The sequence below is a fragment of the Sphingomonas sp. genome (assembly GCF_965200135.1).
GTDB lineage: Bacteria > Pseudomonadota > Alphaproteobacteria > Sphingomonadales > Sphingomonadaceae > Sphingomonas.
Map to the genome: position 1 here is coordinate 46,742 of NZ_CBDATK010000013.1, position 22,515 is coordinate 69,256.

The following is a 22,515-nucleotide window of genomic DNA, read 5'->3' on the forward strand; positions in this document are numbered from 1 at the left end:
GCCGCTAGATAGGCGGGCGATGAGCGACGCCAACACGCCCCTGCACCTCGGTCAGCCGAGCCGATTACCTGCATCACCGGACGCGGCGGTGCTCGATTACGTGCCCAACCCGCGGGCGGGGCGGGCCTATCTCGTCCGCTTCGCGGTGCCGGAGTTCACGTCGCTGTGCCCGGTCACCGGCCAGCCCGACTTCGCGCATCTGGTGATCGACTATGTGCCGGGCGCGACGATCGTCGAGTCGAAGTCGCTAAAGCTGTTCCTCGGCGCGTTCCGCAACCACGCGGCGTTCCACGAGGATTGCACGGTCGGGATCGGCGAGCGGCTGGTCGCGGAGATGGCGCCGGCGTGGCTTCGGATCGGCGGCTATTGGTATCCGCGCGGCGGTATCCCGATCGACGTGTTCTGGCAGACCGGCGCTCCGCCCGCCGGGCTGTGGCTGCCCGATCAGGGGGTGGTGCCCTATCGTGGTCGCGGCTGAAGCGACTCAGTTACCTGGGTATTTGCCGCCGACGACGCGCTTCGCAGTTGCGACGACGGGCATGTTGCAATGCAGCAGGTTTGCAACCATCTTGGCCGTGAACCGTTCATTCGACGGCAAGGTTCACGCTGAGGATGGCAATGGTCATGACGGGTATCGCGGAACTGGCCGGGGTGAAACGACTGGCGCTGATCGGCAACTTCCTGCCCCGTCAGTGCGGGTTGGCGACCTTCACCACCGACGTGTTCGAAGCGATGCGTTCGCGCTTTCCCGAAATAGCGGTCGACGTTTATGCGATGGACGATCAGCCGGGCAGCTACGACTATCCGACTGAAGTGACCTGCGCGATCCCCGAGGGCGACGTCAGCGAATATCTCGCCGCGGCCCGCGCGATAGAGGCGAGTGGAGCCGATGCGATCTGGTTGCAGCACGAATACGGTATCTTCGGCGGGCCGGCGGGCGAGTTCATCCTGACGCTGCTCGACCGCACGACGCTGCCGCTGGTAGTGACGTTGCACACCGTCCTAGAGCAGCCCAACCCCGACCAGCGCCGCGTGATGGAGGGCCTGTTGCGGCGCGCCTCGCGCGTCGTCGTGATGGCGGAGCGTGCGCGTGACATTCTTACTCGCGTTTATGGCGCGAACCCCAAGCAGATCGCGATGATCCCGCACGGTGTGCCCGACCGTGCGCTGGCCGATCCCGACGATTTCAAGCCACGTTTCGGGTGGGAAGGACGCAAGGTCGTGCTGACCTTTGGCCTGCTGTCGCCGGGCAAGGGCATCGAGACGGTGATCGAGGGGCTTCCTGCGGTGGCCGCCGATCATCCCGACCTGCTCTATGTGGTGCTGGGCGCGACGCACCCGCATCTCGTCGCGCGCGAGGGCGAAGCGTATCGCGACGCGCTGAAGGCGCTGGCGGCCGATCTGGGCGTCGCCGGGCATGTCCAGTTCATCGACGAGTTCGTCGTCTACGACCGGCTGATCGACTATCTGCAGGCGGCGGATGTCTATTGCACGCCATACAAGAACGCGCAGCAGATCACGAGCGGCACGCTGGCCTATGCGGTAGGCGTGGGTAAGCCGGTGGTGGCGACGCCCTATGTCCATGCGACCGAGATCCTGGCCGACGATCATGGCGTACTGGTGCCGTTCGACGACGTGGCGGGATTCGCACGCGAGATCGATCGATTGCTCGGCGACGATGCGGCGCGGCGCGGGCTGGCGGCGCGCGCCTATGCGCGCGGGCGGACGATGATCTGGCCGCGCCTTGCGGAAGCGATGATGGCGACGACGACGGCGAGTATCGCCGCCAAGCCGCGCCGATTGAGCAAGCCACGTGCCGCGACTCGCGTCGCGCCCGACTTTGCTGCCGTAGAGCGGATGAGCGACGCGACCGGAATGCTCCAGCACTCGATCTACTCGGTGCCCGACCGGCGTCACGGCTATTGCATCGATGACAACGCCCGCGCGCTGATGCTGATGAGCGCGATGAAGGGGCTCGACCCGGTCGCGCGCGACAAGTGGACGACGATCTACGCCTCGTTCATCCAGTACGCCTGGAACCCGGACGCGCGGCGCTATCGTAACTTCATGAACTTCGACCGTACCTGGTGCGAGGATGTCGGGTCCGAGGACTCGAACGGACGGACGTTGTGGGCTCTGGGCGTGACCGCGCGCGATGCGGTGGAGGTAAAGCACCGCGATTGGGCGACGGTGTTGTTCGACGAGACCGCTAGCCTGGCGTTGGAACTCGGCTCGCTGCGGGCGCAGGCGTTCGCGATGCTGGGGGCGGCGGCGATGCTGGAGGCACGACCGGGTCACGAACTGTCGCTCGCGATCCTTCGGCGTTTTCCCGATACGCATCTGGCGCTGCTCGCCGAGGCGCGGCGGCCGGAGTGGCAGTGGTTCGAGATCGTGCTCGCCTATGACAACGCCCGCCTGCCGCAGGCGCTGATCGCGGCGGGGCGCACACTCGGGCGGCCGGAGCTGACTGAATGCGGCCTCGCGACGCTGCAGTGGATCTGCGACAAGCAGACCTCGCCCGAAGGCCGGTTCCGCGCTGTCGGCACCGAAAGCTTCAACCGGCCCTATGGCGAACCGCTGAAATTCGACCAGCAGCCGCTGGAGGCGCAGGCGACGGTCGATGCCTGCATCGAGGCATATCGCGCGACCGGCGACGCCAAATGGGTGGCGGAGGCCGAGCGCGCCTATGGCTGGTTCATGGGACAGAACGACCTTGAGCTGCCGTTGGCATCGGCGGAGGACGGGGGCTGTTTCGACGGATTGATGCCTACCGGGCTCAACCGGAACCAGGGGGCCGAGTCGATTTTAGCGCTGCAACTCGCCTCGTGCGCCATTTCGGGGCTAGGAAAGGTGAGCAAAGGCGTGTCAGGAGCCGTCAGCGCCGTCGCGTAGCCTCGCTCGCGGCCGGCCCGGTATCGGACGCGACGCGAGGCTTTCTACGTGATGGACCTGCTCACCCACGATTTGCGCCTGCATGCCGACCCGTCGCGCGTCGTGGTGCGGCCGTTCCATATCGCCTGGGGCGGCCACGGTGGGCCGCCCAGCCGGACCGAGCGGCTGGTGTCAGAAGTGCTGGAGATGACGCCGGCGCAAGCGCGCGCGCAGCTTGAAGTCGTGCTCAAGGATTTCGAGGCGCGGCATTGGCAGACCCGGCGTGTGTTCATGACGCGCTACGACCAGATCGAGGAGATGCTGGCGCTGAACGGCGCGGAGATCGGCGACGAGAAGCGGCAGCTGATCGGTGCCTATTTCTGCCACGAATACAGCTACGCCGCCGCCGCATTGATGAACCCGAGCGCGGTGCCGCATTTCGATCAGTCTGGCATGCCGGCCGGGTCGATGCGCGTGCTGATGTCGATGCGCGCGGTAGGGGAGGGACACATCTCCTCCGTCGCCTTTCGCGAGGGCATCATCACCGAAGGGCAGGAGATGAAGCTCGCACCCGAGCCGCCCTTCGCCACCGCCGCCGATGCGAGCGGGGCCGGCGAGACCGAGATGCCGGTCGGCGAGGTGACCGTCCACCGCCACCGGGACTCAACGCTGTCGGGCACGGTGATCTTTCCGATCACGCAGGCGCAGTCGAAGGGGCTGGAGGACCTGCGCCTCGTCCGCTTCGAGCATGACGATGCCAGCGTCGAGTGGATCGGCACCTACACTGCCTATAATGGCTCGGTGATCCAGTCCGAGCTGATGCGGACCCGTGACTTCCGCGCGTTCGACCTCCAGCCGATGACCGGGCCGGCCGCGCGGAACAAGGGTATGGCGCTGTTCCCGCGCAAGGTCGGTGGTCAGTATATGATGATCGGGCGGCAGGACGGCGAGAACCTGTTCCTGCTCAAGTCGGACCGGATGGAGCATTGGGAAGACGGCGAGAAGATCCTGACGCCCAAGTTCGGCTGGGAGCTGGTCCAGATCGGCAATTGCGGGCCGCCGATCGAGCTGGACGAGGGCTGGCTGCTGCTGACGCATGGCGTCGGCGCCATGCGGAAATACTCGATCGGCGCCGCGCTGCTCGACAAGACCGACCCGTCCAAGGTCCTGGCCCGCACATCGGAACCGCTGTTGGCGGCGAAGGATCAGGACCGCGAGGGCTATGTGCCCAACGTCGTCTATTCGTGCGGCGCCATCAAGCATGGCGACCAGCTGTTCCTGCCCTATGGCATCGCCGACAGCTCGATCGGCTTCGCCTTCGCGCCGATCAGCGAGTTGCTGAAGGCGATGAGTTGAGGCGCTGACGCTTGGCGATGCCTTGGCGGATCAGCGCGGCGAGGCTGCCATCCTGGGGGGTGCGGATATCGGCGATGCGCCAGCCCGCGGTTGTGGCAACGAGCATGAAGGTCATGCGCTGGCGCGTCTCGCCGTTGGCGAACGCGACCGACGCAGAAGCGCGGTTCCTGCCGGTCGCACGGACCGCGAGCGTCAGGTCGCGGAGCGGCTGGTAGTCCTGGCAATAGCAGATCGGATCGCCGTCCAGCGTCGGGTCCTCTTGGCCGGCGAGCGCTTCATCATGGGCGATCAGCGCCAGCATCTCGGCGGTGAAAACGGCGGGATCGTGTGTCGGCGCGATCGCATCCGAGCCGGCAAGATAGGGCGCGAACACCCGGCGCAGAAAGCTCTCCGCCGCCGGTAGCGAAGACGCCGGCGCGCCGGCGGGCAGCAGCACCGCTGCGGCGAGCAAGGCGAAGCGGCTGCTCATCACCGGTACGTCGCGACATCGTCGGCCGGCGCCTCCGGGCCATCGGCGGGTGGAGTGTCGGTGACGGCGGTGCGGGTCCAGCGATAGACCAGTGCGATCAGTGCGAAGAACAGGACGGGTGCCAGCCACAACGCGGCGGTTGCGAAACCCTCGCCCATGACAGCGAGCGGTGCGTCGTTGGGGGGCGTAGGATTGTTCCGATTGGCCCAGGCGAGCACGCCCGCAAAGGCGACGCCGAACAGCGACTCGCCGACGATCAGCCCGGTGGCGGCGAGCACGCCCATGCGCTCGGCGAACTCCGCATTGGGGCGGCGCACGGCCCAGCGGTTGTAGAGGTGGCCGATCAGCGCCCCGATCGGGATCAGCAGCGTCAGCCCCATCGGCAGGTAGATGCCCATGCCGACCGCGAGCGGGGGCAGGCGCATCCGTCCGGCGCGGCCGAGCGCCTCGTCGAGCGCGATTACCGCGACGCCGATGCCCGCACCCAATGCGATCAGGTTCCAGTCGAGGTCGCCGCCGAGCACGCCCCTGGCGATCGATGAGATCAGCGCCGCCTGCGGGGCCGACAGCGCGTTCGGACCGGCGCCGGGCATGCCGGCGAACCCGAGCGTGTTCTTGAGCAGGTCGAGCACGACGGGGATGGCGAGCGACCCGAACACGACGCCGAGCACCAGCGCCACCTGTTGCTTCCACGGCGTCGCGCCGACGAGCTGGCCGGTCTTCAGATCCTGGAGGTTGTCGTTCGAGATCGTCGCGATCGAAAAGATGATCGCCGTGACGAACAGCGCATAGGCGACCAGCGCGTTGACCCCGGCCGCATCGGTACGCTGGCCGAAGATCGCGAGCAGCAGCAGCGACGCGCCGAGCACGGCGAGGATACCGACGCCGGAGACGGGCGAATTGGACGCGCCGATCAGCCCGGCCATGTAGCCGCACACCGCCGCGATCATCACGCCGGCGACGATGATGTAGCCGAGCGAGCCGGCGATCACCGCAGCCGGATGCTCGTGGACCGGGCCGCCGGTGGAGAAGCTCCACAACAGCCACGCGATCGGCAGCAGCGTCAGCAGCACGGCCGCACCGACGAAGCCGATCGGCAGGTCGCGCTCGGTGATGTCCAGCGTGTCGCCCGCGCCGCGCGCGCGCGACGCGGCGAGCGCCGAGCGCAGGCCCGCGACGATGGGGCCGACGATGCGGAGCAGCGACCACATCGCCGCGACACCGATCGTCCCCGCGCCGACGAAGCGGACCTGACCGCGAAAGGTCGCGCCGACCAGCGCGTCGACGCCCGCCGCCAGGTCGCCGCCGGATGCGAACCACGGCACCAGCACGACCCACGAGATCAGCATCCCGAAGAACATCGCCGCGCCGACCGACAGCCCGACGAGGTGACCGACGCCGATCAGCAGCATCGACCAGCTGGTGCTCCACCCGGTCGCGGTCGAGCCCACCGCGAAGTTGCGGCCGGCTTCTTCGGCGACGACGCGCATCTTCGCGAGCAGTGCGAAGCCGGCGGACGCGATCGTGCCGACGACCAGCAGGCGTAACCCTTGCGCGTTTTCCGCCGCGCCGCCGGTGACCCCGGAGCCGACCTTGAGCACTTCGGCCGCCGCGACACCTTCGGGATAGGGCAGGTCGGAACCGGTGACGAGCGCGCGGCGCAGCGGCACGGAGAACATGACGCCGAGGATGCCGCCCGTCACGCACACCGCGACCGTCGTCCAATAAGGAAAGCCCGTCCACCAGCCGACCATGATGAGGCCCGGCAGCACGAACACGATCGCCGCCAGCGTCCCTGCCGCGCTGGCGATGGTCTGGACGATGTTGTTCTCCAGGATGGTGGAGTCGCTGAACGATCGCAGCAGCGCCATCGACACGACGGCGGCGGGGATCGAGGTGGCGAAGGTCAGCCCGACCTTCAGCCCCGCATAGACGTTGGCGGCGGTGAACAGCAGCGTGATGACCGCGCCCAGCACGATGCCGCGAATGGTGAGTTCGGCGGGGCGGGCGGACGTGCGCGTCATGCGGCACGACGTGAAGTGGAGGGTCTCCGCATGGTTTCGCCACGCCGGAACCTCACGATCCTCGCGCTACGTCGGGCGCGGGAACGCATTTCTGGGTAGCCAGGAGCGGCGGCGGAGCGGGCGGTGGTCAGGCGCATCCTGAGAGCATGGCCGAAGTCGGGCGTGTGGGACAGTGGTTTGGTTCGGGTGGCGCGACGGACGCAAGATCACGGCCGATCGCTGTTCGCTGGTGTCGCGTCCGCGGGGCACGGATTTCCTCACGGGAGCCTTTTGAGTCAGGGTCGGCCCGACCGGCATCGGTGTTCTTCTCGACTTTGGAGATGGGTCGCTGTGTTGCTGGAACCCCGGTAGGAGCGGGTCGACTGGCACGCGCGGGGATGACGGAGCGGAGGGTTGCCGCCATAGGGGCGCCGCAAAGGGAGTTCGGGCATGGGTGAGCCGTTGCGGGTGGCGTTGGCGGGGTTGGGAACGGTGGGGGGCGGCGTAGTGCGGCTGCTCGGCACCAACCGTGAGCTGATCGCGCGGCGGGCGGGGCGGCCGATCGAGGTGGTGGCGGTCTCGGCTCGCGACCGGACCAAGGATCGCGGGTTCGACCTGGACCGGTTCGCCTGGCACGACGACACGGCGGCGCTGACGCGGATCGACGGGGTGGACGCCGTCGTCGAATTGGTCGGCGGCGCGGACGGGCCGGCGCTGACGCTGGCGCGCGGCACCCTGGCGGCGGGACGGCATCTGGTCACCGCCAACAAAGCCATGCTGGCGCACCATGGCCTGGAGCTGGCGGCGTCGGCAGAGCGGGCAGGACGCGCGCTGAAGTTCGAGGCGGCGGTGGCGGGCGGCGTGCCGGTCATCAAGGGGCTGCGCGAGGGAGCGGCGGCGAACGCTATCTTACGGGTCTACGGCATCCTCAACGGGACGTGCAATTTCATCCTGTCGGCGATGGAGGCCACTGGCCGCGACTTCGCCGACGTGCTGGCTGAGGCACAGGCGCGCGGCTTCGCGGAGTCCGATCCCAGCTTCGACATCGACGGCATCGACGCTGCGCACAAGCTGTCGATCCTGGCGAGCATCGCGTTCGGGACGCGGCCGGCGTTCGGATCGGTCGAGGCGCACGGCATTCGGCAGGTGCTGGCGGCGGACATCGCCGAGGCGGCGGCATTGGGGCACCGCATCCGGCTGCTAGGGGTGGCGGAGGAGTCCGCCCAGGGTCTGTTCCAGCGCGTGCATCCGCATCTGGTGCCGCTCGACCATCCGCTGGCGCATGTCGCGGGATCGACCAACGCGGTGGTGGCGGAAGGTAATTTCGTCGGACGGCTGCTGTTCCAGGGCGCGGGTGCAGGCGATGGCCCGACCGCGAGCGCGGTGGTGGCGGACCTTATCGACATCGCGCGCGGCGAGTGGGGGCTGCCCTATGCGATGCCGGCGGCGGCGCTGACCGAGGCGAGGCCGGTCGACAGCGGCGCGCGCCGCGCCCGGGCGTATCTGCGCTTCGCGGTGGCGGACCGGGTCGGGGTGCTGGCGGAAATCGCGGCGGCGATGCGCGACGCGGGGGTGTCGATCGCAAGCCTGACTCAGCGCGAGGCGGCGGCGGACGGCACGGTGCTGGTGGCGATCGTGACGCACGAGGGGCCGGAGCGCAGCGTCGCGGCGGCGCTGGAACGACTGCGCGGGAGCCAGAGCCTGGCAGGGCAGCCGTTATGGATGCCGATCCTGGCGTGATTCCCTTCTGACGGGAGAGGAAGCTAAGGTTCCAGTCTGCCCGCCGGGCCGGTCGCTTTGAGGTCGATCGCTTGGCGGCGGTCGCCGTCGGCGGCACGGGCCTTGGCTTCGCGGCGGTTGGCGGTGGCGTTGCGGATGCCGTTGATAACCGCGTTCGCCATCGGCCCGATCGGCGGGCCGACGCCGACCTGGCAGCCGCTCATCAGCGTCGCACAGGGCGACGCCGCCGCCGCCAGCGCGCCGAGGCCGCTGCGCTGCGGATTGGAGGGGATGGCGTGGTCGGGAACGACCTCGTCGGGATAGGGGAGCCGCTGCGCGGTGGCCGGATCGGTGCCGCACACGACCACCTCGCGTGCGTCGCGCACGATCCGGGCACAGGGATCGGCGAGGATCGAGAAGCGCTCGGGCGTGGCGCTGGCGGGGGCGGGGGCCGGGGTGGGCCTGGTCGGAGCGGCCTGAAGCAAGAGCGCGAGCGCGATCATCGCGGCGGTGTCGCCGTCGATTGTGTCGCGCGCAAGGCGTGACCATCGAGTTTCGGGACCGGCGCGCGTCGCGACGAGTCTTTTCGTATCGACTTCCGCCGTGTCGCCGACCAGCGTCCGCCGATGAGCGACGATGTCCCATCGCGGCCAGAACGCCCGACCGGAACCGGTGGGTCGAGGCGCTGCGCGTGATCGCCGCGTTCGGGATCGTCTGGTACCACAGCCGCTACGCGCCGGGCCGCTTCATCGGGTACGGCGGGCTGATCGCGTTCGTCGTGATCGCGACCTATTACGAGACGCGGCGCGTCCGGCCCGTCGCGTTGCGCGTTACCGCCGCCCGGCTGTTGCTGCCATGGGTGTTCTGGTCGATCGCATTCGCGGCCATCAACCTCGTCCAGCGCGACCCGATCTTCACGGCCGGCGGCGTGCTGGCGGGGACGGCGCCGCACCTGTGGTATCTGCCGTTCATCCTGGCGGTCATCTGCGTCATCCGCTTCTTCAAGGGCAAGATCGCCTATCCGGCGATTTTCGCGCTGGGCGTGATGATCGTCACCGCGACCGGGTGGCGGGCGGCGGCCGACCATATAGGGCCGCCGCTGTCGCAATGGGTCCACGCGATGCCCGCCGCGCTGCTGGGTATCGTGCTGGCGCAGGGAGGGCGGCGGTGGACGCTGATCGCGGGGATCGCGATCGGGGCGATGCTGTTGCTGCTGTCGCTGACCGGGGTCGGAGTGCCGTATACCGTCGGCTGCGCGGCGGCCGCATTCGCGCTGCTGGAAGGGGCCAACCCGAAGGCCCTCGCCTTTGTCGAACGGCTGTCGCCGTTGATGTTCGGCGTCTACCTGATCCATCCCGTGTTTTTGTCGCTGGGTCACCGGCTGCACCTGCTCAACGTGCCGCAGATCATGTTCGCGTTCGTGGCTGCGACACTGGCGGCGGCGGCGATCCGGATGACGAAGCTCGGCCGGCTGGTGACCTGACCGGTGTCAGTCGTCGAGGCTGGTGGTGAGGAGCGTGCGCGGACGACGGGTGCAGAGCCGCGCGGCGGTGGCACAAGGGCGGCCGGTTTCGGCCAGCGCGCGAGTTTTTGTGTCGGCATCGCTGCTGATCTGCGGATCGAGCCGATAGCGGGAGCGACGCGGGACGGCGCAGTCGGCGGTACAGCCGGTTACCGCGATGTCGGTGCGAAGCGTCGGCGTGGCGGCAGCGAGGAGAGCGAAGGCGATCAGCATGGCGGCATCCCTTTACCGGGCTGGCCGGCCCGTCGGTGCAGACGAAACCGCCCGCCGGGCAATAGGTTGCGCCCTATTGCCGCTCGATCTTCGGCACGCCAAGCCGGGGAATGTCGATCGCGGGACAGCGGTCCATCACCACCTTTAGCCCGGCCGCCTCGGCGCGGGCGGCGGCCGCCTCGTCGATGACGTCCAGTTGCATCCACACCGCCTTGGCGCCGATCGCGATCGCCTCGTCCACCACCGCGCCGGCGGCGTCCGAGCGGCGGAAGATGTCGACGATGTCGATCGCGTCGCCGAGCTGATGCAGGTCGCGGAAGACGAACTCGCCATGGATGTGCTCGCCGGTGATCTGCGGGTTGACGGGAATGACGCGATAGCCGTGCGCCTGGAGGCTCGCCATGACGCGATAGGAGGGACGGTCGGGGCGATGGGAGGCACCCACCAGCGCGATCGTGCGGGCGGTGGCGAGCAGGTCGCGGATGTCGGCGTCGGCGGTGAGGGGCATGGCTGGGTCTCCTGCGGGGAGAACGCGGTGACCTTGCGTCAGTTGCGCGCCAGCCACGCCGCGATCTGCGCGGCGATGGGCGCGAAGACCTGGTCGTCGCCGAGCGCGGGGGGACGACCGGCGTCGCTGGCCTCGCGGATCGCGATCGTCAGCGGGATGCGGCCGAGGAACGGGATGTCCAGCGCGCGCGCCGCCGCCTCCGCGCCGCCTTGCCCGAACGGGTCGGACACCTCGCCGCAATGCGGGCACGCATAGCCCGCCATGTTCTCGACCAGCCCGACGATCGGCACGCCGGCGGTCTTGAACAGGTCGATGGCGCGGCGCGCGTCGATCAGCGCCAGGTCCTGCGGAGTCGAGACGATCACCGCACCGGCCGGGCGGTGCTTCTGGATCATGGTGATCTGGACGTCGCCGGTGCCGGGCGGCAGGTCGAGCACCAGCAGCTCGGCCGCGCCCCAGTCGGCGTCGACCAACTGCGTCAGCGCGCCGGCGATCATCGGCCCGCGCCAGGCGAGCGCCTTGCCGGGCTCGACCAGCTGACCCATCGACAGCAGCGGCACGCCGGCGGGGGTGGGGACGGGATCGAGCCGCTTGTCCTGCGCGGTCGGCCGGATGCCTTCGACGCCGAGCAGGCGCGGCTGCGAAGGGCCATAGATGTCCGCGTCGACCAGCCCGACGCGGAGCCCTGCGCGGGCGAGTGCGATCGCGAGGTTGGCGGCGAGCGTGGACTTGCCCACCCCACCCTTGCCGCTGGCGACCGCGAGCAGACGGCGCGCGGTGCGTTCGGCGGTGACGACGACGCGGATGTTGGTCACGCCGGGTAGCGCGGCGGCGACGCGAACCTTGGCCTCCAGCGCGTCGCGATCAGCGGTGGCGAGGCCGGTCGCGTCGAGGACGATGCCGACGCGGCCCTCCGCGTCGACACGGACGCTGGCCCGCTCGCCCGCGACGGCCGCCACCGCCGTCTTAACCTGCGCCTGATCCGTCATGGCACAGGCGCATAGGCGCAGGTGCGGCGCTTGCCACTGTTTTTCGCGGAGCACCGCTCTATATCCGCGAGCATGAGCCTCTTCTCGCGCTGGTGGCCGCGGCCCCGCATCCTGTCGATCGATACGCCCAAGGGGCCATGGGGTGGTGGCGACGGTGAAGGCGGCGGTGCCGGCGGCGGACCGCGCAATCCGTGGTCGGTGCCGCCCGGCGGCCGTCGTCCCCCGCAGCGCCCGACCGCGCTCGACGACTTCCTGAAAAAGGCGCGCGGCAGCGGCGGCGGCAACCCCTTCGGCAACCTGCCGACCGGGCAGAACGCGCGGTCGCTGTGGCTGATCGGTGTCGGCATCCTGCTGCTGGTGTGGATCGCGTTTACCTCGATCCACCCGATCGGGCAGGGCAAGGTCGGGGTCGTCACCAATTTCGGCCGCTACGCCGGCACGCTGTCGCCAGGTTACAGCGTGACGCTGCCGGCGCCGATCTCCACGGTCACGATGGTCGACGTCCAGAACAACCGGTCCGAAGAGTTTCCCGAGGGCGGCGGCGAGAACCTGGTGCTGACCGCCGACAAGAACATCGTCAACCTGAGCTATTCGGTGCGCTGGACGATCTCGAACCCCGCCGACTATCTGTTCCAGATCGAGAAGCCACGTGAGACGGTGCGCTCGACCGCCGAGGCGGCGATGCGCGAAGTGGTGGCGCAGGTGACGCTGGACAACGCGCTGACCAAGGGCCGCGCGCTGATCGAGGCGCAGGTGCAGCGGCGGATGCAGGAGATCCTGGACGAATATCACTCGGGTGTCCGCATTCAGGGTGTGGCGTTGCGCGGCGTCGTCCCGCCATCGAGCGTCAATCCGTATTTCAAGGACGTCACCGCCGCGCAGCAGGACGCGGTGGCGGCGCGCAACCAGTCGCAGAGCTATGCCCAGCAGAAACTCGCCCGCGCGCAGGGCGAGGCGGGCGAGTTCGACCGGCTCTATGCCGAATACCGCCTCGCCCCCGACGTCACCCGTCGACGGCTGTATTACGAGACGATGGAGCAGGTGCTGGCGCGATCGGAGAAGACGATCGTCGAGGCGCCGGGCGTGGTGCCGTACCTCCCGCTCGACCGGACGCGGCGGCAGGCACCGGCCGAAACGCCGGCCGAGACTCCGGCCCAACCCACCGCTCAACCCGACGTCCAGGCCGGAGGCGCACGATGAGCTGGTTCCGTCACCCCATCGCGGCGGGCTTCGCCGCGCTGGTCGCCGCGATCGTCGCGGCGTCGACCTTCGCGGTCGTGCCGGAGACCGAGCAGGTGGTCGTCCTCCGCTTCGAGCAGCCCGTCGGCCAGCCGATCAACCAGTATCGCCGCGGCGAGGTGTTCGGCAGCACCGGCGCCGGCCTGATCGCGCGCATCCCGTTCGTCGATCGACTGGTGTGGATCTCCAAGCGCGTGCTCGACGTCGATTACGACAACCAGCAGGTGCTGTCGGAGGATCAGGAGCCGCTGGAGGTCGACGCCTATGCGCGGTTCCGGATCGTCGATCCGCTGAAGGCGGTGACCTCGACGGGCAATAGCGGCTTGACGGAGGAGCGGGTGACGAGCGCGTTGCAGCCGTTGCTGGGCACGTCGATCCGCAACGAGCTTGGCAACCAGTCGTTCCAGACGCTGCTCACCCCGGAGCGCGACCGGGTGATGGACAATATACAGGCGCGGTTGCAGCGGCTGGCGTCGCAATATGGGGTTGAGATCGTCGACGTGCGGATCAAGCATGCCGACCTGCCCGCCGGCAGCCCGCTCGATTCGGCGCTGAAGCGCATGGCGACGGCGCGGCAGCAGCAGGCGATCACGATCCGCGCGCAGGGGCAGAAGGACGCACAGATCATCCGCGCGCAGGCCGATGCGGAGGCCGCGCGCATCTATGCGACCAGCTTCTCCAAGGATGCGGAGTTCTACGACTTCTATCGTGCGATGCAGTCGTATCGGACGACGTTCGGGGCGGACGGCAATCCACAAAATCCGGCGGCCGGGACGAGCATCATCCTGTCGCCGGGTAATAGTTACCTGCGGCAGTTCGAGGGTCGCGCGGGCAAGTAAGCCCGCGCCTCCCCCTCTCCTTGCCGGGAGGGGAGAGCACGGCTTGCAAGCTCGCGCGGGACGGCCATATTCAAGCGGCGTTCAGCCAGTCTACCCGATTACAGACGTGGTCCCATGGACCTCAGCCAAGAGGACATTCCGCCAGTGCGCTACGCCTTCGCCATCACCAGTGCGCTTCTGCTCGGCGGCGCGACCGCCACGCTGGCGCTTCAGCCCGGCGGTGCCCAGACCACCCCCGGCACCGCGCAGAACGAGCCGGGCGTCATCGCCGCCGCCGCACCGCGCGCGGGCGCACCGATGAGCTTCGCCGACATGGTCCAGCGGCTGCAGCCGGCGGTGGTCAACATCTCGACCAAGCAGACCATCGTCCAGAACCAGCAGGCCAACCCGTTCAGCGGCACGCCGTTCGAGGGGCTGTTCGGCCAGCAGGGCGGTAGCGGCCAGCCGCAGCGACGCGAGGGGCAGAGCCTGGGGTCGGGCTTCGTCATTTCGGCCGATGGCTATGTCGTCACCAACAATCACGTCGTGGCACCGGGTGCGCGCGGCGCGACCGTCGACTCGATCACCGTCATCCTGCCCGATCGGCGCGAGTACGTCGCCCGGCTGGTCGGGCGCGATCCCGATTCGGACCTGGCGCTGCTCAAGATCACCGCGCCGGGGCCGCTGCCGTTCGTCCGCTTCGGCGACTCGACGCGGGCGCGGGTCGGCGACTGGGTGGTTGCGATCGGCAATCCGTTCGGGCTGGGCGGCACCGTCACCGCGGGCATCGTCTCGGCGCTGCACCGCTCGACGGGGCTGGGCGCATACGATCAGTTCATCCAGACCGATGCCGCGATCAATCAGGGCAACTCCGGCGGCCCGATGTTCAACCTGCAGGGCGACGTGATCGGGATCAATTCGCAGATCCTGGGCAACCAGTCGGGCGGCAATATCGGCATCGGCTTCGCGATTCCCGCCGAGCAGGCGCGCCCCATCATCGACCAGCTGATGCGCGGCCAGCGGATCACACGCGGCTATATCGGCGTGACGCTGGGCGGCCCGATCGACAGCGATCGTGCGGAGGCGCTGGGCATCCCCAACAACCAGGGCGAGCTGATCGCCCGCGTCGAGCCGGCCGGTCCGGCGGCGCGTGCGGGCCTGCGTCCCGGCGATGTCGTGACCAAGGTCAATGGTCAGCCGGTCAATCCCGACCAGACGCTGTCGCGCCTCGTGGCGGCCGTGCCGCCGGGGCAGGCGGCGCGGCTGGAGGTCGTGCGCGGCGGCCGACCGCAGGCGCTGTCGGTGACGGTTGCGGCGCGGCCTTCGCAGGAGCAGCTGGCGGCGCTGACCGGGCAGGGTGGCGAGGACTTCAGCAACAACGGCGACGACAGCGACAACGACGGATCGACCGGCAAGACGCCGGGGGGTGCCGTCGCACCCGCCGCGCTGGGCATGACGGTGCTGCCGCTGACCCCGACGATCGCGTCGCAGGTGGGCGTCGACTCGACCGTGCAGGGCGTGGTGGTGGCGATGGTCGATCCGCAAAGCGACGCCGCGTCCAAGCAGCTCAAGCGCGGCGACGTCGTGCAGCAGGTCAACGGCGCGGCGGTGCGGACCGCGGCCGAGTTCGCAAGCGCAGTGGCGCAGGCCAAGGCTGCCGGACGCCCGTCGGTGCTGCTGCTGGTCAGCCGTGGGCGGCAGATGACCGGCTTCATCGCGGTACGGATCGCACGCGGGTAAGGCGCCGCGCGCACGTGGCCAGCGTCAGCTGGTCGCGAGACGCGCCAGCCGGCCGGCGGGTCGCGCCAGCGGACCCGTTCGACGATGCGGCTTTGCCGCGGTGGGACATGATGTGCCGTCGCTCGGTGAGCGGCGGCCCTTTCCACGATCAGCGGAGTCTTCCTTCCCCGACCCTTCTTTGAGGAGGCGGGGAGTTGGCGTTTCCCTTGGCTCGGGCGGCGGGCTAGTCTCATCCCAAGGAGACGAGCATGACCAGCATCTTCATCGGGGCGGACGAGGGCGGTGCTAACCCGCAGGCGCTGGAGCTGACCCGTGCCAACCGGCACGGGCTGATCGCGGGCGCGACGGGGACGGGCAAGACCGTGACGTTGCAGGGCGTGGTCGAGGGCTTGTCCCGCACCGGCGTCGCCTGTTTCGTCGCGGACGTGAAAGGCGACCTGGCGGGGCTGGCGATGGCCGGATCGCCGCAGGGCAAGCTCCACCCGATCTTCGCCGCGCGGGCGCAGGCGATCGGCGACACCGACTGGACCTATGCCGATACGCCCGTCCAGTTCTGGGACCTGTTCGGCGAGCAGGGCCACCCGATCCGCACCACGGTCAGCGAGATGGGGCCGCTGCTGCTCGCGCGCCTGATGGACCTGAACGAGGTGCAGGAGGGCGTGCTGTCGATCGCGTTCCACGTCGCGGACGAGGAGAAGCTGCTGCTGCTCGATCTCGATGACCTGCAGGCGATGCTGGGTCATTGCGCGGAGCGGGCGGCGGAGCTGACCACCACCTATGGCAACGTGTCGAAACAGTCGGTCGGCGCGATCCAGCGCGCGCTGTTGCAGCTGCGCAGCCAGGGCGCGGCGAACTTCTTCGGCGAGCCGGCGCTGGCGATGGACGACTTTCTGGGCACCGACGACAAGGGCCGTGGCTTCGTCAATATCCTCGCCGCCGACAAGCTGATGGCCAGCCCGAAGCTCTATTCGACGTTCCTGCTGTGGCTGCTGTCCGAGCTGTTCGAGCATCTGCCGGAGGTCGGCGACCCCGACAAGCCGACGCTGTGCTTCTTCTTCGACGAGGCGCACCTGCTGTTCGACGATACGCCCAAGGCGCTGCTCGACAAGGTGGAGCAGGTCGTCCGGCTGATCCGGTCGAAGGGGGTCGGCGTCTATTTCATCACGCAGAACCCGATCGACATCCCCGACACGGTGGCGGGGCAGCTGGGCAACCGGGTGCAGCACAAGCTCAACGCCTTCACCCCGCGCGACCAGAAGGCGGTGCGCGCGGCGGCCGACACCTTCCGCCCCAACCCGGCGATCGACGTCGGCGCGGCGATCACCGAGCTGAAGGTCGGCGAGGCGCTGGTGTCGTTGCTCCAGCCCGACGGCGCGCCGGCGCCGGTGCAACGCGTGCTGATCGCACCCCCGGGCACCCGCGTCGGGCCGGTGACGCCCGCGGAGCGCAAGGTGTTGATCGAGACCGACCGCATCGGCGCCAAATATGACGAGGTGATCGACCGCGAGTCGGCGGAGGAGATCCTGGGCGCGAAGACGCAGGCCGCCTCGGCAGCCGCCGCCGCCACCGAGGCGCAGACTACTGCGGACAAGGCCGCGGCGGCGCAGGCCAGGCTGGACGCGAAGGCGGCGACCGAACAGGCGCGGGCCGACGCGGCGGCCCGGCGCGATGCGGGACGGCGCGTCAGCTATCGGCCGCAGCAGTCGACGATGGACAAGGTGGTCGTCTCCGCCGCGCGCTCGGTGAGTTCGTCGCTGGGGCGACAGGTCGCCAACGAGATCGGGCGCGAGGTGTTCGGCGGCGGCACGCGGCGCAGTTCGTCGCGGTCGAGCGGCGGTGGGCTGATGGGCGGGCTGTTGCGCGGCGTGCTGGGTGGCTTGTTGCGGTAGCGCGAACGGGCGTAAGGTGCTGACGACAAAGGAGTACGGCATGTCCCTCGATCTCGACAGCACCACCGACTGGACCGGCCTGGGCGAGGGGGCGCTGGACGAGATCGTGGCGCTGCGGCGCGCGATCCATGCCGATCCGGAGGTCGGGCTGCAGTGTCCGCGCACGACGGAGAAGGCGAAGGCGGCGCTGGCGGGGCTGCCGTTGGAGATCATCGATTCGACTTCCACCACCGGTTTCGTCGCCGTGCTGCGCGGCGGCGGCGCGGGCCGGGCGGGCGCCAACGGGCGCACGGTGCTGTTGCGTGGCGACATGGATGCGCTGCCGATGGAGGAGGAGACCGGGCTCGACTTCGCCAGCCGCAACGCGGGCGCGATGCATGCCTGTGGCCACGACGCGCATACCGCGATGCTGGTCGGCGCGGCCAAGCTGCTGTGTGCGCGCAAGGACGAGCTGCCGGGCACGGTCGTGTTCATGTTCCAGCCGGGCGAGGAGGGGCATCACGGCGCCCGCTTCATGATCGAGGACGGACTGCTCGAGCGAACCGCGCCGGAGGCGGCGTTCGCGCTGCATATCTCGCCCAACATGCCGACCGGTACGGTGGTGAGCCGGCCGGGACCGTTGCTCGCCAGCGCCGAGACGGTGCATGCGACGATCAGGGGCAAGGGCGGTCACGCGGCGATGCCCCACGACAATATCGACCCGGTGCCGATCGCCTGCGAGATCGTGCTCGCGTTGCAGACGCATATCGCGCGCCGGGTGCCGGTGGCCGATCCGGCGGTGCTGACGATCACGACGATCAAGGCGGGCACTGGCGCGCACAACATCATCGGCGACGAGGTCGAGCTGCTCGGTACGATGCGGACGCTGTCGGAGCCGACGCGGCTCGCGATGCGCGCGGCGTTCGAGCGGCTGGTGACCGGCATCGCCGCCGCGCATGGCGCGACGGCGGCGGCGTGGATCAACGATGGCTATCCGGTTACCCGCAACGATCCGCGCGCGGTGACGCTGATGCAGGAATGCGCGGCGGCGATAGGGGCGGATTATGCGGAGATGCCCGCACCGATGATGGGGGGCGAGGATTTCGCCTATGTGTTGGCGCAGCTGCCCGGCGCGATGGCGTTCCTTGGCGTCGCACCGACAGGCAGCGACCACCGCACCAACCCGCCGCTCCACAACACGCGGATGACGATCGAGGAAGCGGCGATGGCGACCGGCGTGGCGATGCACTGCGCGGTGGCGGAGCGGTATCTGACGCGCGGGTTCGGGTGAGGTGATCCCGTCCGCCGGGACGGTGGGGGACATACGGCGGTGGCCGTCAAGGGAGTAATTTCCGCGACGTCGAACGGGTGCGGCGATGCCGACCCGCCGGCCGGCTTCGCCCGTCTCGCAGCTAGCGAGAGTTAGCCGCGTGCGGGCTTCAATCCGATCTCCACCAGCCGCTCGTGCAGGTAATCGTGCGCGGTGATCGGGGTCGGGTAGCGGTTCGGGTTACCGTCCGTGATCGTCGCCGGCAGCGTCTCGATCAGGAAATCGGGCGCGGGGTGGAGGAAGAACGGCATCGAATAGCGCGACCGGCCACGCCGCTCGGGCGGCGGGTTGACGACGCGGTGCGTGGTCGACGGCAGGACGTGGTTGGTCAGCCGCTGGAGCATGTCGCCGACGTTGACGACCATCGCATCCGCCGGCGGCTTGATCGCGAACCAGCCGCCGGTGTCGCGGTCGAGAAGTTCCAGCCCCGCCTCGTCCGCACCCAGCAACAGCGTGATGAGGTTGATGTCCTCATGCGCCCCGGCGCGCACCCCCTCGGCATCGGCGGGGATCGGCGGGTAGTGGAGCAGGCGGAGCACGGAGTTGCCGTCCTTCACCGCCGGATCGAACCAGTCCGCGTCCAGCCCCAGATGGACCGCGATCGCCGACAATAGCCGATCGCCGGCGCGGTCGAAGGCGGCGAACAGCTCGATAAAGGTGTCGCGGAACGCGGCGGGGTGGTCGGGCCAGATGTTGGGTGCCATCGCCTCTGCGAAGCGGTGGTGGGCGGGAAGCTCGCGGCCGACGTGCCAGAACTCCTTGAGGTCGACCGCGCTGGCACCCTTGGCGATCTCCGTCTTGAATGGGGTGTAGCCGCGCGCGCCGCCGCCGCCCGCCATATGATAGCCGCGCTTCTCGTCATCCGGCAGCGCGAACAGCGCCTGCGTCTGCGCCCAGGCGCGCTCGATCAGGTCGCCGGGGATGCCGTGATCGGCGACGATCGCGAAGCCGAAGCGGCGGAACGATCCGCCGAGATCGGCGGCGAAGCGCGTAGGGTCGCCGGCTTGGTCGGCGAGCGACAGCGTCGGGACGGCGGCGGTGGCGGAGGGCGTGATGGAGAGAGTGTCGGGCATTGGGCCGATATACGCCGTCCGGCGGGGGTCGTCACCCCGGCGACGGAACCACGCCGCCGCTCCCGCCGTTCGCGCCTGTGACCAATCGAATGGAGGCAGACATGGGCGGCAATCAGGTGACCGGAACCGGCACGGGCGACGACGGCTATGACGAGGAAGGCTATGACGAGAGCCAGCGCGCCGAGATACTGGAAGCGACGCGTACCGGGCCGACCGACGGGCTGGTGCTGACCGACCTCGACCCCGACCTGGGCGACGAAGACGACGAGGACGAGCCGCTCGATGAGCTGGACATGGAGGACGGCGAGGTCGGTGAGACCGACGCGAGCGTGACCATGGCCAAGGAAGACACGGACGAGGACGACATGCAGGACGATTTCGACGACGACGAGGTCGACGACGACGAACTCGACGACAAGGACGACGCGGCGCTGCGCCCGTAGGGAGGGCGCGATGCCCTGCCCAATAGATGGGGCAGGGATCTTGTCCCGGCCGGCCCGCTCTCCCGTCGCTGCGGGGGGTGGGCCGGTCGTGCCTAGTTGACCTGGGCGTTGGCGATGGCGGCGAGATCGGCGGCGGTGACCGCGTCGCCGGTGGCGTCGGCGGCCTGCGTGGTTCCGTGCGAGTGCCCGTGCGGCGCGTCGTCCGCGACATCATAGGCGAACCAGACCACGCCGGCGGCCCAGAACAGCGCGGACCAGCGGCTTCGGAAAAGGCGGGGTCCGAACATCCGGCGGCTCTACGTCGGAGGTCGTTGACTGTGAACTGACGCAGAAGGTTAACGGCGCGGTATCGAGGTCAACTCTGCGTCGACGTCGCTGCGAACGATGCGCAAGACGCAATCATCCGCAGACAGCGCTGACCGTCTTTGCAAGTATTCTGCTGACATCGTTCATCCGCGCGAAAGAAACCGTTGCACTTTGGTGACACTCGTCAGTGAAGATCGCGCGGAGCGAGAAAGTACGCAACGATGATCGGTCAGGACGGTTCAGCCCGTCCCGGTGGCAAAAACAGGTCGTGTCGCCACCAATTCCAAGTAGTTGATCGAGGGTATCATGAAGAAGTTTGTCACCGCCGCCGCGTTCGTTGGCGCCGTGCTTGCCACGCCGGCATTCGCGCAGGACATGGCCGCAGCGCCCGCGCCCGAGCAGCAGTCCCCCGGCTCGCCCACGCCCGGCGAAGCCACTTCGCCCGACGGCAGCCGCGCCTTTGGCCTGGTGCCGTATGTGGGTGTGATGGGCGGCTGGGAGAGCTTCGACAAGGATGCCGGCCACGGCATCCCCAACGGCCGCCGCCTCGACGGTTCGCTGGTGCAGGGCGTCGCGGGCGTCAACGTGCCGCTCGGGCCGGTGTTCGTCGGTGCCGAGGGCAATGTCGCCAAGGGCATCTCGGGCGCGATCGACTGGGAGTACGGCGCCGCCGGCCGCTTCGGTTTCCGCGCGGGCGATAGCGGGCTGTTCTATGGCAAGGTCGGCTATCAGTGGGTCAATTTCGACCATTTCCGCGGCCTTGCCCGCAACACCGGCAACACCAGCCGTGACTATCACGCCGTCAGCTATGGTATCGGCGCCGAGGTCGGGCCGAAGGATATCGGCCTTGGCGGGCTGACCAACCGCGCGGGCGTGCGGCTTCGCTTCGAGGTGTCGACCTTCGGCAACGCGGACAGCTTCCGTCCGCTCGCCGGCGTGATCGCGCACTTCTAAGCCATGGGTGGCCCCGGTCGGCGCGAGCTGGCCGGGGTCTCGCCACGGAGTCCGGCGGTCCGGGCCGGCGGCGTGGCGCACCAGACCGCGATGACCCATATCCCTTGCCGATGGCGGGAAAGGTCAAGCGCAAGGCGGGGCTAGCGGCAGCGGCGGCGTTGACCGCACGTGAGGTCGAGGCGGCGACCTGTGCCTTGTGTGCGCGGCCGCTGGGCGTGCGGGTCGAATGGCATCATCTGGTGCCCAGGAGCGAGGGTGGCCGGGTGACCGCGCCGGTCCATCCGATCTGTCACCGCACCATCCACGCGCTGGTGCCCAACGCCGATCTGGCGCGGACGTTCTCGACCATCGATTCGTTGCGCGCCCGCGAGGATGTGGCGCGGTTCCTGCGCTGGATCGCCGACAAGCCGCCCGACTTCCACGCCCCCGTTCGCCGCGCGCGCTGATCGCCGCTTGCACGGGCCGGCAGGGGCGGCGCAGGATCGCGCCGGGGAGACGGACGATGATGATTGTAGCGGTATTCTTGGCGGGCGCGCAGATTCCGGCGGGTGGGTCGACGGCACCACCGCCCTCCGTCGCGCCGACCTCGGCGGCGATCGCGATGGGCGAGCGGCTGGCGCGCGCGGGAACGCTGGCGGCGCTGTTGCCGGTGCAGGCGGCGAAGGAGACCGACGAGCTGATCGCGGCGCGCCCGACGCTGTCACCCGCCGAGCAGGCGCGACTGCGGCGGGTGGCGAGGACGACGCTGGACGCGGGCGCGGCGCGGCTCTTCGCGGTGGAGGGGCGGCGCTATGCCGAGCTGCTGACGATCGGCGAGCTGACGACGCTCGTCGCGGCGGCGGAGAGCCCGGCGGCGACGAAGCTGCGCGCGGTGCAGCCGCAGGTGATCGCCGCTGTGGTGGGATCGATGGCCGGATTCGACTTCAAGAAGGAGGTCGCGACCGCGTTCGACGCCGGAACAGGGCGCGAGTAGCGCCGCCGCCGCGCCGGGTCCCGGTGGTGGATGGCCTCATCGCAAGGGAGCCTCGCGACGGTCCGGCAGAACCGGACGGCGATCGTTCAGGGGTGTTGACAGCGCGTGTGGTACGTAACAG

22 protein-coding genes are annotated in these 22,515 nt (G+C 69.3%); 14 read left to right on the forward strand and 8 right to left on the reverse strand.

Annotated features, from left to right (window positions below; translation table 11 throughout):
• Positions 1 to 19: 19 nt before the first annotated feature.
• The 3 genes from queF to ACOFKS_RS13830 all read left to right on the forward strand — a co-directional run bounded on the left by queF (position 20) and on the right by ACOFKS_RS13830 (position 4,227).
• A complete protein-coding gene (queF, locus tag ACOFKS_RS13820) occupies positions 20 to 478 on the forward strand; it encodes a preQ(1) synthase (protein WP_419809839.1) in 459 nt (152 codons plus the stop codon).
• A 146-nt stretch (positions 479 to 624) separates the two neighbouring features.
• On the forward strand, positions 625 to 2,892 hold the full coding sequence (locus ACOFKS_RS13825) for a glycosyltransferase (RefSeq protein WP_419809840.1): 2,268 nt from the start codon (positions 625 to 627) through the stop codon (positions 2,890 to 2,892).
• Between the two features lie 51 nt (positions 2,893 to 2,943).
• Positions 2,944 to 4,227: a glycoside hydrolase family 130 protein gene (locus tag ACOFKS_RS13830; protein ID WP_419809841.1), complete on the forward strand. Its 1,284-nt coding sequence runs from the start codon at positions 2,944 to 2,946 to the stop codon at positions 4,225 to 4,227.
• On the opposite strand, the gene ACOFKS_RS13835 is transcribed toward ACOFKS_RS13830, so the two are convergent.
• Positions 4,199 to 4,663, reverse strand: coding sequence for a DUF3828 domain-containing protein (locus ACOFKS_RS13835; RefSeq protein ID WP_419809842.1), 465 nt, complete (start codon positions 4,661 to 4,663; stop codon positions 4,199 to 4,201). The genes ACOFKS_RS13830 and ACOFKS_RS13835 overlap by 29 nt on opposite strands.
• 32 nt (positions 4,664 to 4,695) lie before the next feature.
• A complete protein-coding gene (locus tag ACOFKS_RS13840) occupies positions 4,696 to 6,720 on the reverse strand; it encodes an OPT family oligopeptide transporter (RefSeq protein ID WP_419809843.1) in 2,025 nt (674 codons plus the stop codon).
• 429 nt (positions 6,721 to 7,149) lie between these two features.
• On the opposite strand from ACOFKS_RS13840, the gene ACOFKS_RS13845 reads away from it, so the two are divergent.
• Positions 7,150 to 8,439, forward strand: coding sequence for a homoserine dehydrogenase (locus ACOFKS_RS13845; protein ID WP_419809844.1), 1,290 nt, complete (start codon positions 7,150 to 7,152; stop codon positions 8,437 to 8,439).
• 23 nt (positions 8,440 to 8,462) lie between these two features.
• Here the strand turns inward: ACOFKS_RS13845 and ACOFKS_RS13850 are convergent, their stop codons facing one another.
• Positions 8,463 to 8,921: a hypothetical protein gene (locus ACOFKS_RS13850; protein WP_419809845.1), complete on the reverse strand. Its 459-nt coding sequence runs from the start codon at positions 8,919 to 8,921 to the stop codon at positions 8,463 to 8,465.
• Between the two features lie 38 nt (positions 8,922 to 8,959).
• Here ACOFKS_RS13850 and ACOFKS_RS13855 point away from each other — a divergent pair, with 38 nt between their 5' ends.
• Positions 8,960 to 9,901, forward strand: coding sequence for an acyltransferase family protein (locus tag ACOFKS_RS13855; protein WP_419809846.1), 942 nt, complete (start codon positions 8,960 to 8,962; stop codon positions 9,899 to 9,901).
• A gap of 6 nt (positions 9,902 to 9,907) precedes the next feature.
• On the opposite strand, the gene ACOFKS_RS13860 is transcribed toward ACOFKS_RS13855, so the two are convergent.
• The 3 genes from ACOFKS_RS13860 to ACOFKS_RS13870 all read right to left on the reverse strand — a co-directional run bounded on the left by ACOFKS_RS13860 (position 9,908) and on the right by ACOFKS_RS13870 (position 11,650).
• Positions 9,908 to 10,153, reverse strand: coding sequence for a hypothetical protein (locus ACOFKS_RS13860; protein ID WP_419809847.1), 246 nt, complete (start codon positions 10,151 to 10,153; stop codon positions 9,908 to 9,910).
• 73 nt (positions 10,154 to 10,226) lie between these two features.
• Positions 10,227 to 10,661 (reverse strand): CoA-binding protein, encoded by a 435-nt coding sequence (locus ACOFKS_RS13865; RefSeq protein ID WP_419809848.1) that lies wholly within the window; start codon positions 10,659 to 10,661, stop codon positions 10,227 to 10,229.
• Positions 10,662 to 10,699: 38 nt separating this feature from the next.
• Positions 10,700 to 11,650: an Mrp/NBP35 family ATP-binding protein gene (locus tag ACOFKS_RS13870; protein ID WP_419809849.1), complete on the reverse strand. Its 951-nt coding sequence runs from the start codon at positions 11,648 to 11,650 to the stop codon at positions 10,700 to 10,702.
• Positions 11,651 to 11,722: 72 nt separating this feature from the next.
• Here ACOFKS_RS13870 and hflK point away from each other — a divergent pair, with 72 nt between their 5' ends.
• The 5 genes from hflK to ACOFKS_RS13895 all read left to right on the forward strand — a co-directional run bounded on the left by hflK (position 11,723) and on the right by ACOFKS_RS13895 (position 18,606).
• Positions 11,723 to 12,850 carry a protease modulator HflK gene (gene hflK, locus ACOFKS_RS13875; protein WP_419809850.1) on the forward strand — a complete coding sequence of 376 codons (1,128 nt, stop codon included), beginning with the start codon at positions 11,723 to 11,725 and terminating at the stop codon, positions 12,848 to 12,850.
• Positions 12,847 to 13,728: a protease modulator HflC gene (gene hflC, locus ACOFKS_RS13880; protein WP_419809851.1), complete on the forward strand. Its 882-nt coding sequence runs from the start codon at positions 12,847 to 12,849 to the stop codon at positions 13,726 to 13,728. Before hflK ends, hflC begins: the two co-directional genes overlap by 4 nt.
• A 114-nt stretch (positions 13,729 to 13,842) precedes the next feature.
• Entirely contained in the window at positions 13,843 to 15,447 is a 1,605-nt protein-coding gene (locus ACOFKS_RS13885) for a Do family serine endopeptidase (protein WP_419809852.1), read from the forward strand.
• 248 nt (positions 15,448 to 15,695) lie between these two features.
• The gene (locus ACOFKS_RS13890; protein ID WP_419809853.1) at positions 15,696 to 17,336 is read left to right on the forward strand and encodes a helicase HerA-like domain-containing protein; all 1,641 of its coding nucleotides are present in this window, start codon (positions 15,696 to 15,698) and stop codon (positions 17,334 to 17,336) included.
• Between the two features lie 40 nt (positions 17,337 to 17,376).
• On the forward strand, positions 17,377 to 18,606 hold the full coding sequence (locus ACOFKS_RS13895) for a M20 metallopeptidase family protein (protein ID WP_419809854.1): 1,230 nt from the start codon (positions 17,377 to 17,379) through the stop codon (positions 18,604 to 18,606).
• Positions 18,607 to 18,737: 131 nt separating this feature from the next.
• Here ACOFKS_RS13895 and ACOFKS_RS13900 read toward each other — a convergent pair whose 3' ends face one another.
• Positions 18,738 to 19,718 carry an isopenicillin N synthase family dioxygenase gene (locus ACOFKS_RS13900; protein ID WP_419809855.1) on the reverse strand — a complete coding sequence of 327 codons (981 nt, stop codon included), beginning with the start codon at positions 19,716 to 19,718 and terminating at the stop codon, positions 18,738 to 18,740.
• 101 nt (positions 19,719 to 19,819) lie between these two features.
• On the opposite strand from ACOFKS_RS13900, the gene ACOFKS_RS13905 reads away from it, so the two are divergent.
• Positions 19,820 to 20,161 carry a DNA primase gene (locus ACOFKS_RS13905; RefSeq protein WP_419809856.1) on the forward strand — a complete coding sequence of 114 codons (342 nt, stop codon included), beginning with the start codon at positions 19,820 to 19,822 and terminating at the stop codon, positions 20,159 to 20,161.
• 92 nt (positions 20,162 to 20,253) lie between these two features.
• On the opposite strand, the gene ACOFKS_RS13910 is transcribed toward ACOFKS_RS13905, so the two are convergent.
• A complete protein-coding gene (locus tag ACOFKS_RS13910) occupies positions 20,254 to 20,448 on the reverse strand; it encodes a hypothetical protein (protein ID WP_419809857.1) in 195 nt (64 codons plus the stop codon).
• A 325-nt stretch (positions 20,449 to 20,773) separates the two neighbouring features.
• Here ACOFKS_RS13910 and ACOFKS_RS13915 point away from each other — a divergent pair, with 325 nt between their 5' ends.
• The 3 genes from ACOFKS_RS13915 to ACOFKS_RS13925 all read left to right on the forward strand — a co-directional run bounded on the left by ACOFKS_RS13915 (position 20,774) and on the right by ACOFKS_RS13925 (position 22,394).
• Complete coding sequence (locus tag ACOFKS_RS13915; protein WP_419809858.1) at positions 20,774 to 21,421, forward strand: opacity protein; 648 nt, start codon at positions 20,774 to 20,776, stop codon at positions 21,419 to 21,421.
• Positions 21,422 to 21,531: 110 nt separating this feature from the next.
• The gene (locus ACOFKS_RS13920; RefSeq protein WP_419809859.1) at positions 21,532 to 21,867 is read left to right on the forward strand and encodes an HNH endonuclease; all 336 of its coding nucleotides are present in this window, start codon (positions 21,532 to 21,534) and stop codon (positions 21,865 to 21,867) included.
• Positions 21,868 to 21,923: 56 nt separating this feature from the next.
• Positions 21,924 to 22,394, forward strand: a complete 471-nt coding sequence (locus ACOFKS_RS13925; RefSeq protein ID WP_419809860.1) for a hypothetical protein — start codon at positions 21,924 to 21,926, stop codon at positions 22,392 to 22,394.
• The last annotated feature ends 121 nt before the right edge of the window (positions 22,395 to 22,515 follow it).

Excerpts from the sequence above, each read along its gene's own strand:
- queF (WP_419809839.1), top strand. The coding sequence starts at position 20 with ATGAGCGACGCCAACACGCCCCTGCACCTCGGTCAGCCGAGCCGATTA.
- ACOFKS_RS13825 (WP_419809840.1), top strand. The coding sequence starts at position 625 with ATGACGGGTATCGCGGAACTGGCCGGGGTGAAACGACTGGCGCTGATC.
- ACOFKS_RS13830 (WP_419809841.1), top strand. The coding sequence starts at position 2,944 with ATGGACCTGCTCACCCACGATTTGCGCCTGCATGCCGACCCGTCGCGC.
- ACOFKS_RS13840 (WP_419809843.1), bottom strand. The coding sequence starts at position 6,720 with ATGACGCGCACGTCCGCCCGCCCCGCCGAACTCACCATTCGCGGCATC.
- ACOFKS_RS13845 (WP_419809844.1), top strand. The coding sequence starts at position 7,150 with ATGGGTGAGCCGTTGCGGGTGGCGTTGGCGGGGTTGGGAACGGTGGGG.
- ACOFKS_RS13850 (WP_419809845.1), bottom strand. The coding sequence starts at position 8,921 with ATGATCGCGCTCGCGCTCTTGCTTCAGGCCGCTCCGACCAGGCCCACC.
- ACOFKS_RS13860 (WP_419809847.1), bottom strand. The coding sequence starts at position 10,153 with ATGCTGATCGCCTTCGCTCTCCTCGCTGCCGCCACGCCGACGCTTCGC.
- ACOFKS_RS13865 (WP_419809848.1), bottom strand. The coding sequence starts at position 10,661 with ATGCCCCTCACCGCCGACGCCGACATCCGCGACCTGCTCGCCACCGCC.
- ACOFKS_RS13870 (WP_419809849.1), bottom strand. The coding sequence starts at position 11,650 with ATGACGGATCAGGCGCAGGTTAAGACGGCGGTGGCGGCCGTCGCGGGC.
- hflK (WP_419809850.1), top strand. The coding sequence starts at position 11,723 with ATGAGCCTCTTCTCGCGCTGGTGGCCGCGGCCCCGCATCCTGTCGATC.
- hflC (WP_419809851.1), top strand. The coding sequence starts at position 12,847 with ATGAGCTGGTTCCGTCACCCCATCGCGGCGGGCTTCGCCGCGCTGGTC.
- ACOFKS_RS13885 (WP_419809852.1), top strand. The coding sequence starts at position 13,843 with ATGGACCTCAGCCAAGAGGACATTCCGCCAGTGCGCTACGCCTTCGCC.
- ACOFKS_RS13890 (WP_419809853.1), top strand. The coding sequence starts at position 15,696 with ATGACCAGCATCTTCATCGGGGCGGACGAGGGCGGTGCTAACCCGCAG.
- ACOFKS_RS13895 (WP_419809854.1), top strand. The coding sequence starts at position 17,377 with ATGTCCCTCGATCTCGACAGCACCACCGACTGGACCGGCCTGGGCGAG.
- ACOFKS_RS13900 (WP_419809855.1), bottom strand. The coding sequence starts at position 19,718 with ATGCCCGACACTCTCTCCATCACGCCCTCCGCCACCGCCGCCGTCCCG.
- ACOFKS_RS13905 (WP_419809856.1), top strand. The coding sequence starts at position 19,820 with ATGGGCGGCAATCAGGTGACCGGAACCGGCACGGGCGACGACGGCTAT.
- ACOFKS_RS13910 (WP_419809857.1), bottom strand. The coding sequence starts at position 20,448 with ATGTTCGGACCCCGCCTTTTCCGAAGCCGCTGGTCCGCGCTGTTCTGG.
- ACOFKS_RS13915 (WP_419809858.1), top strand. The coding sequence starts at position 20,774 with ATGAAGAAGTTTGTCACCGCCGCCGCGTTCGTTGGCGCCGTGCTTGCC.
- ACOFKS_RS13920 (WP_419809859.1), top strand. The coding sequence starts at position 21,532 with ATGGCGGGAAAGGTCAAGCGCAAGGCGGGGCTAGCGGCAGCGGCGGCG.
- ACOFKS_RS13925 (WP_419809860.1), top strand. The coding sequence starts at position 21,924 with ATGATGATTGTAGCGGTATTCTTGGCGGGCGCGCAGATTCCGGCGGGT.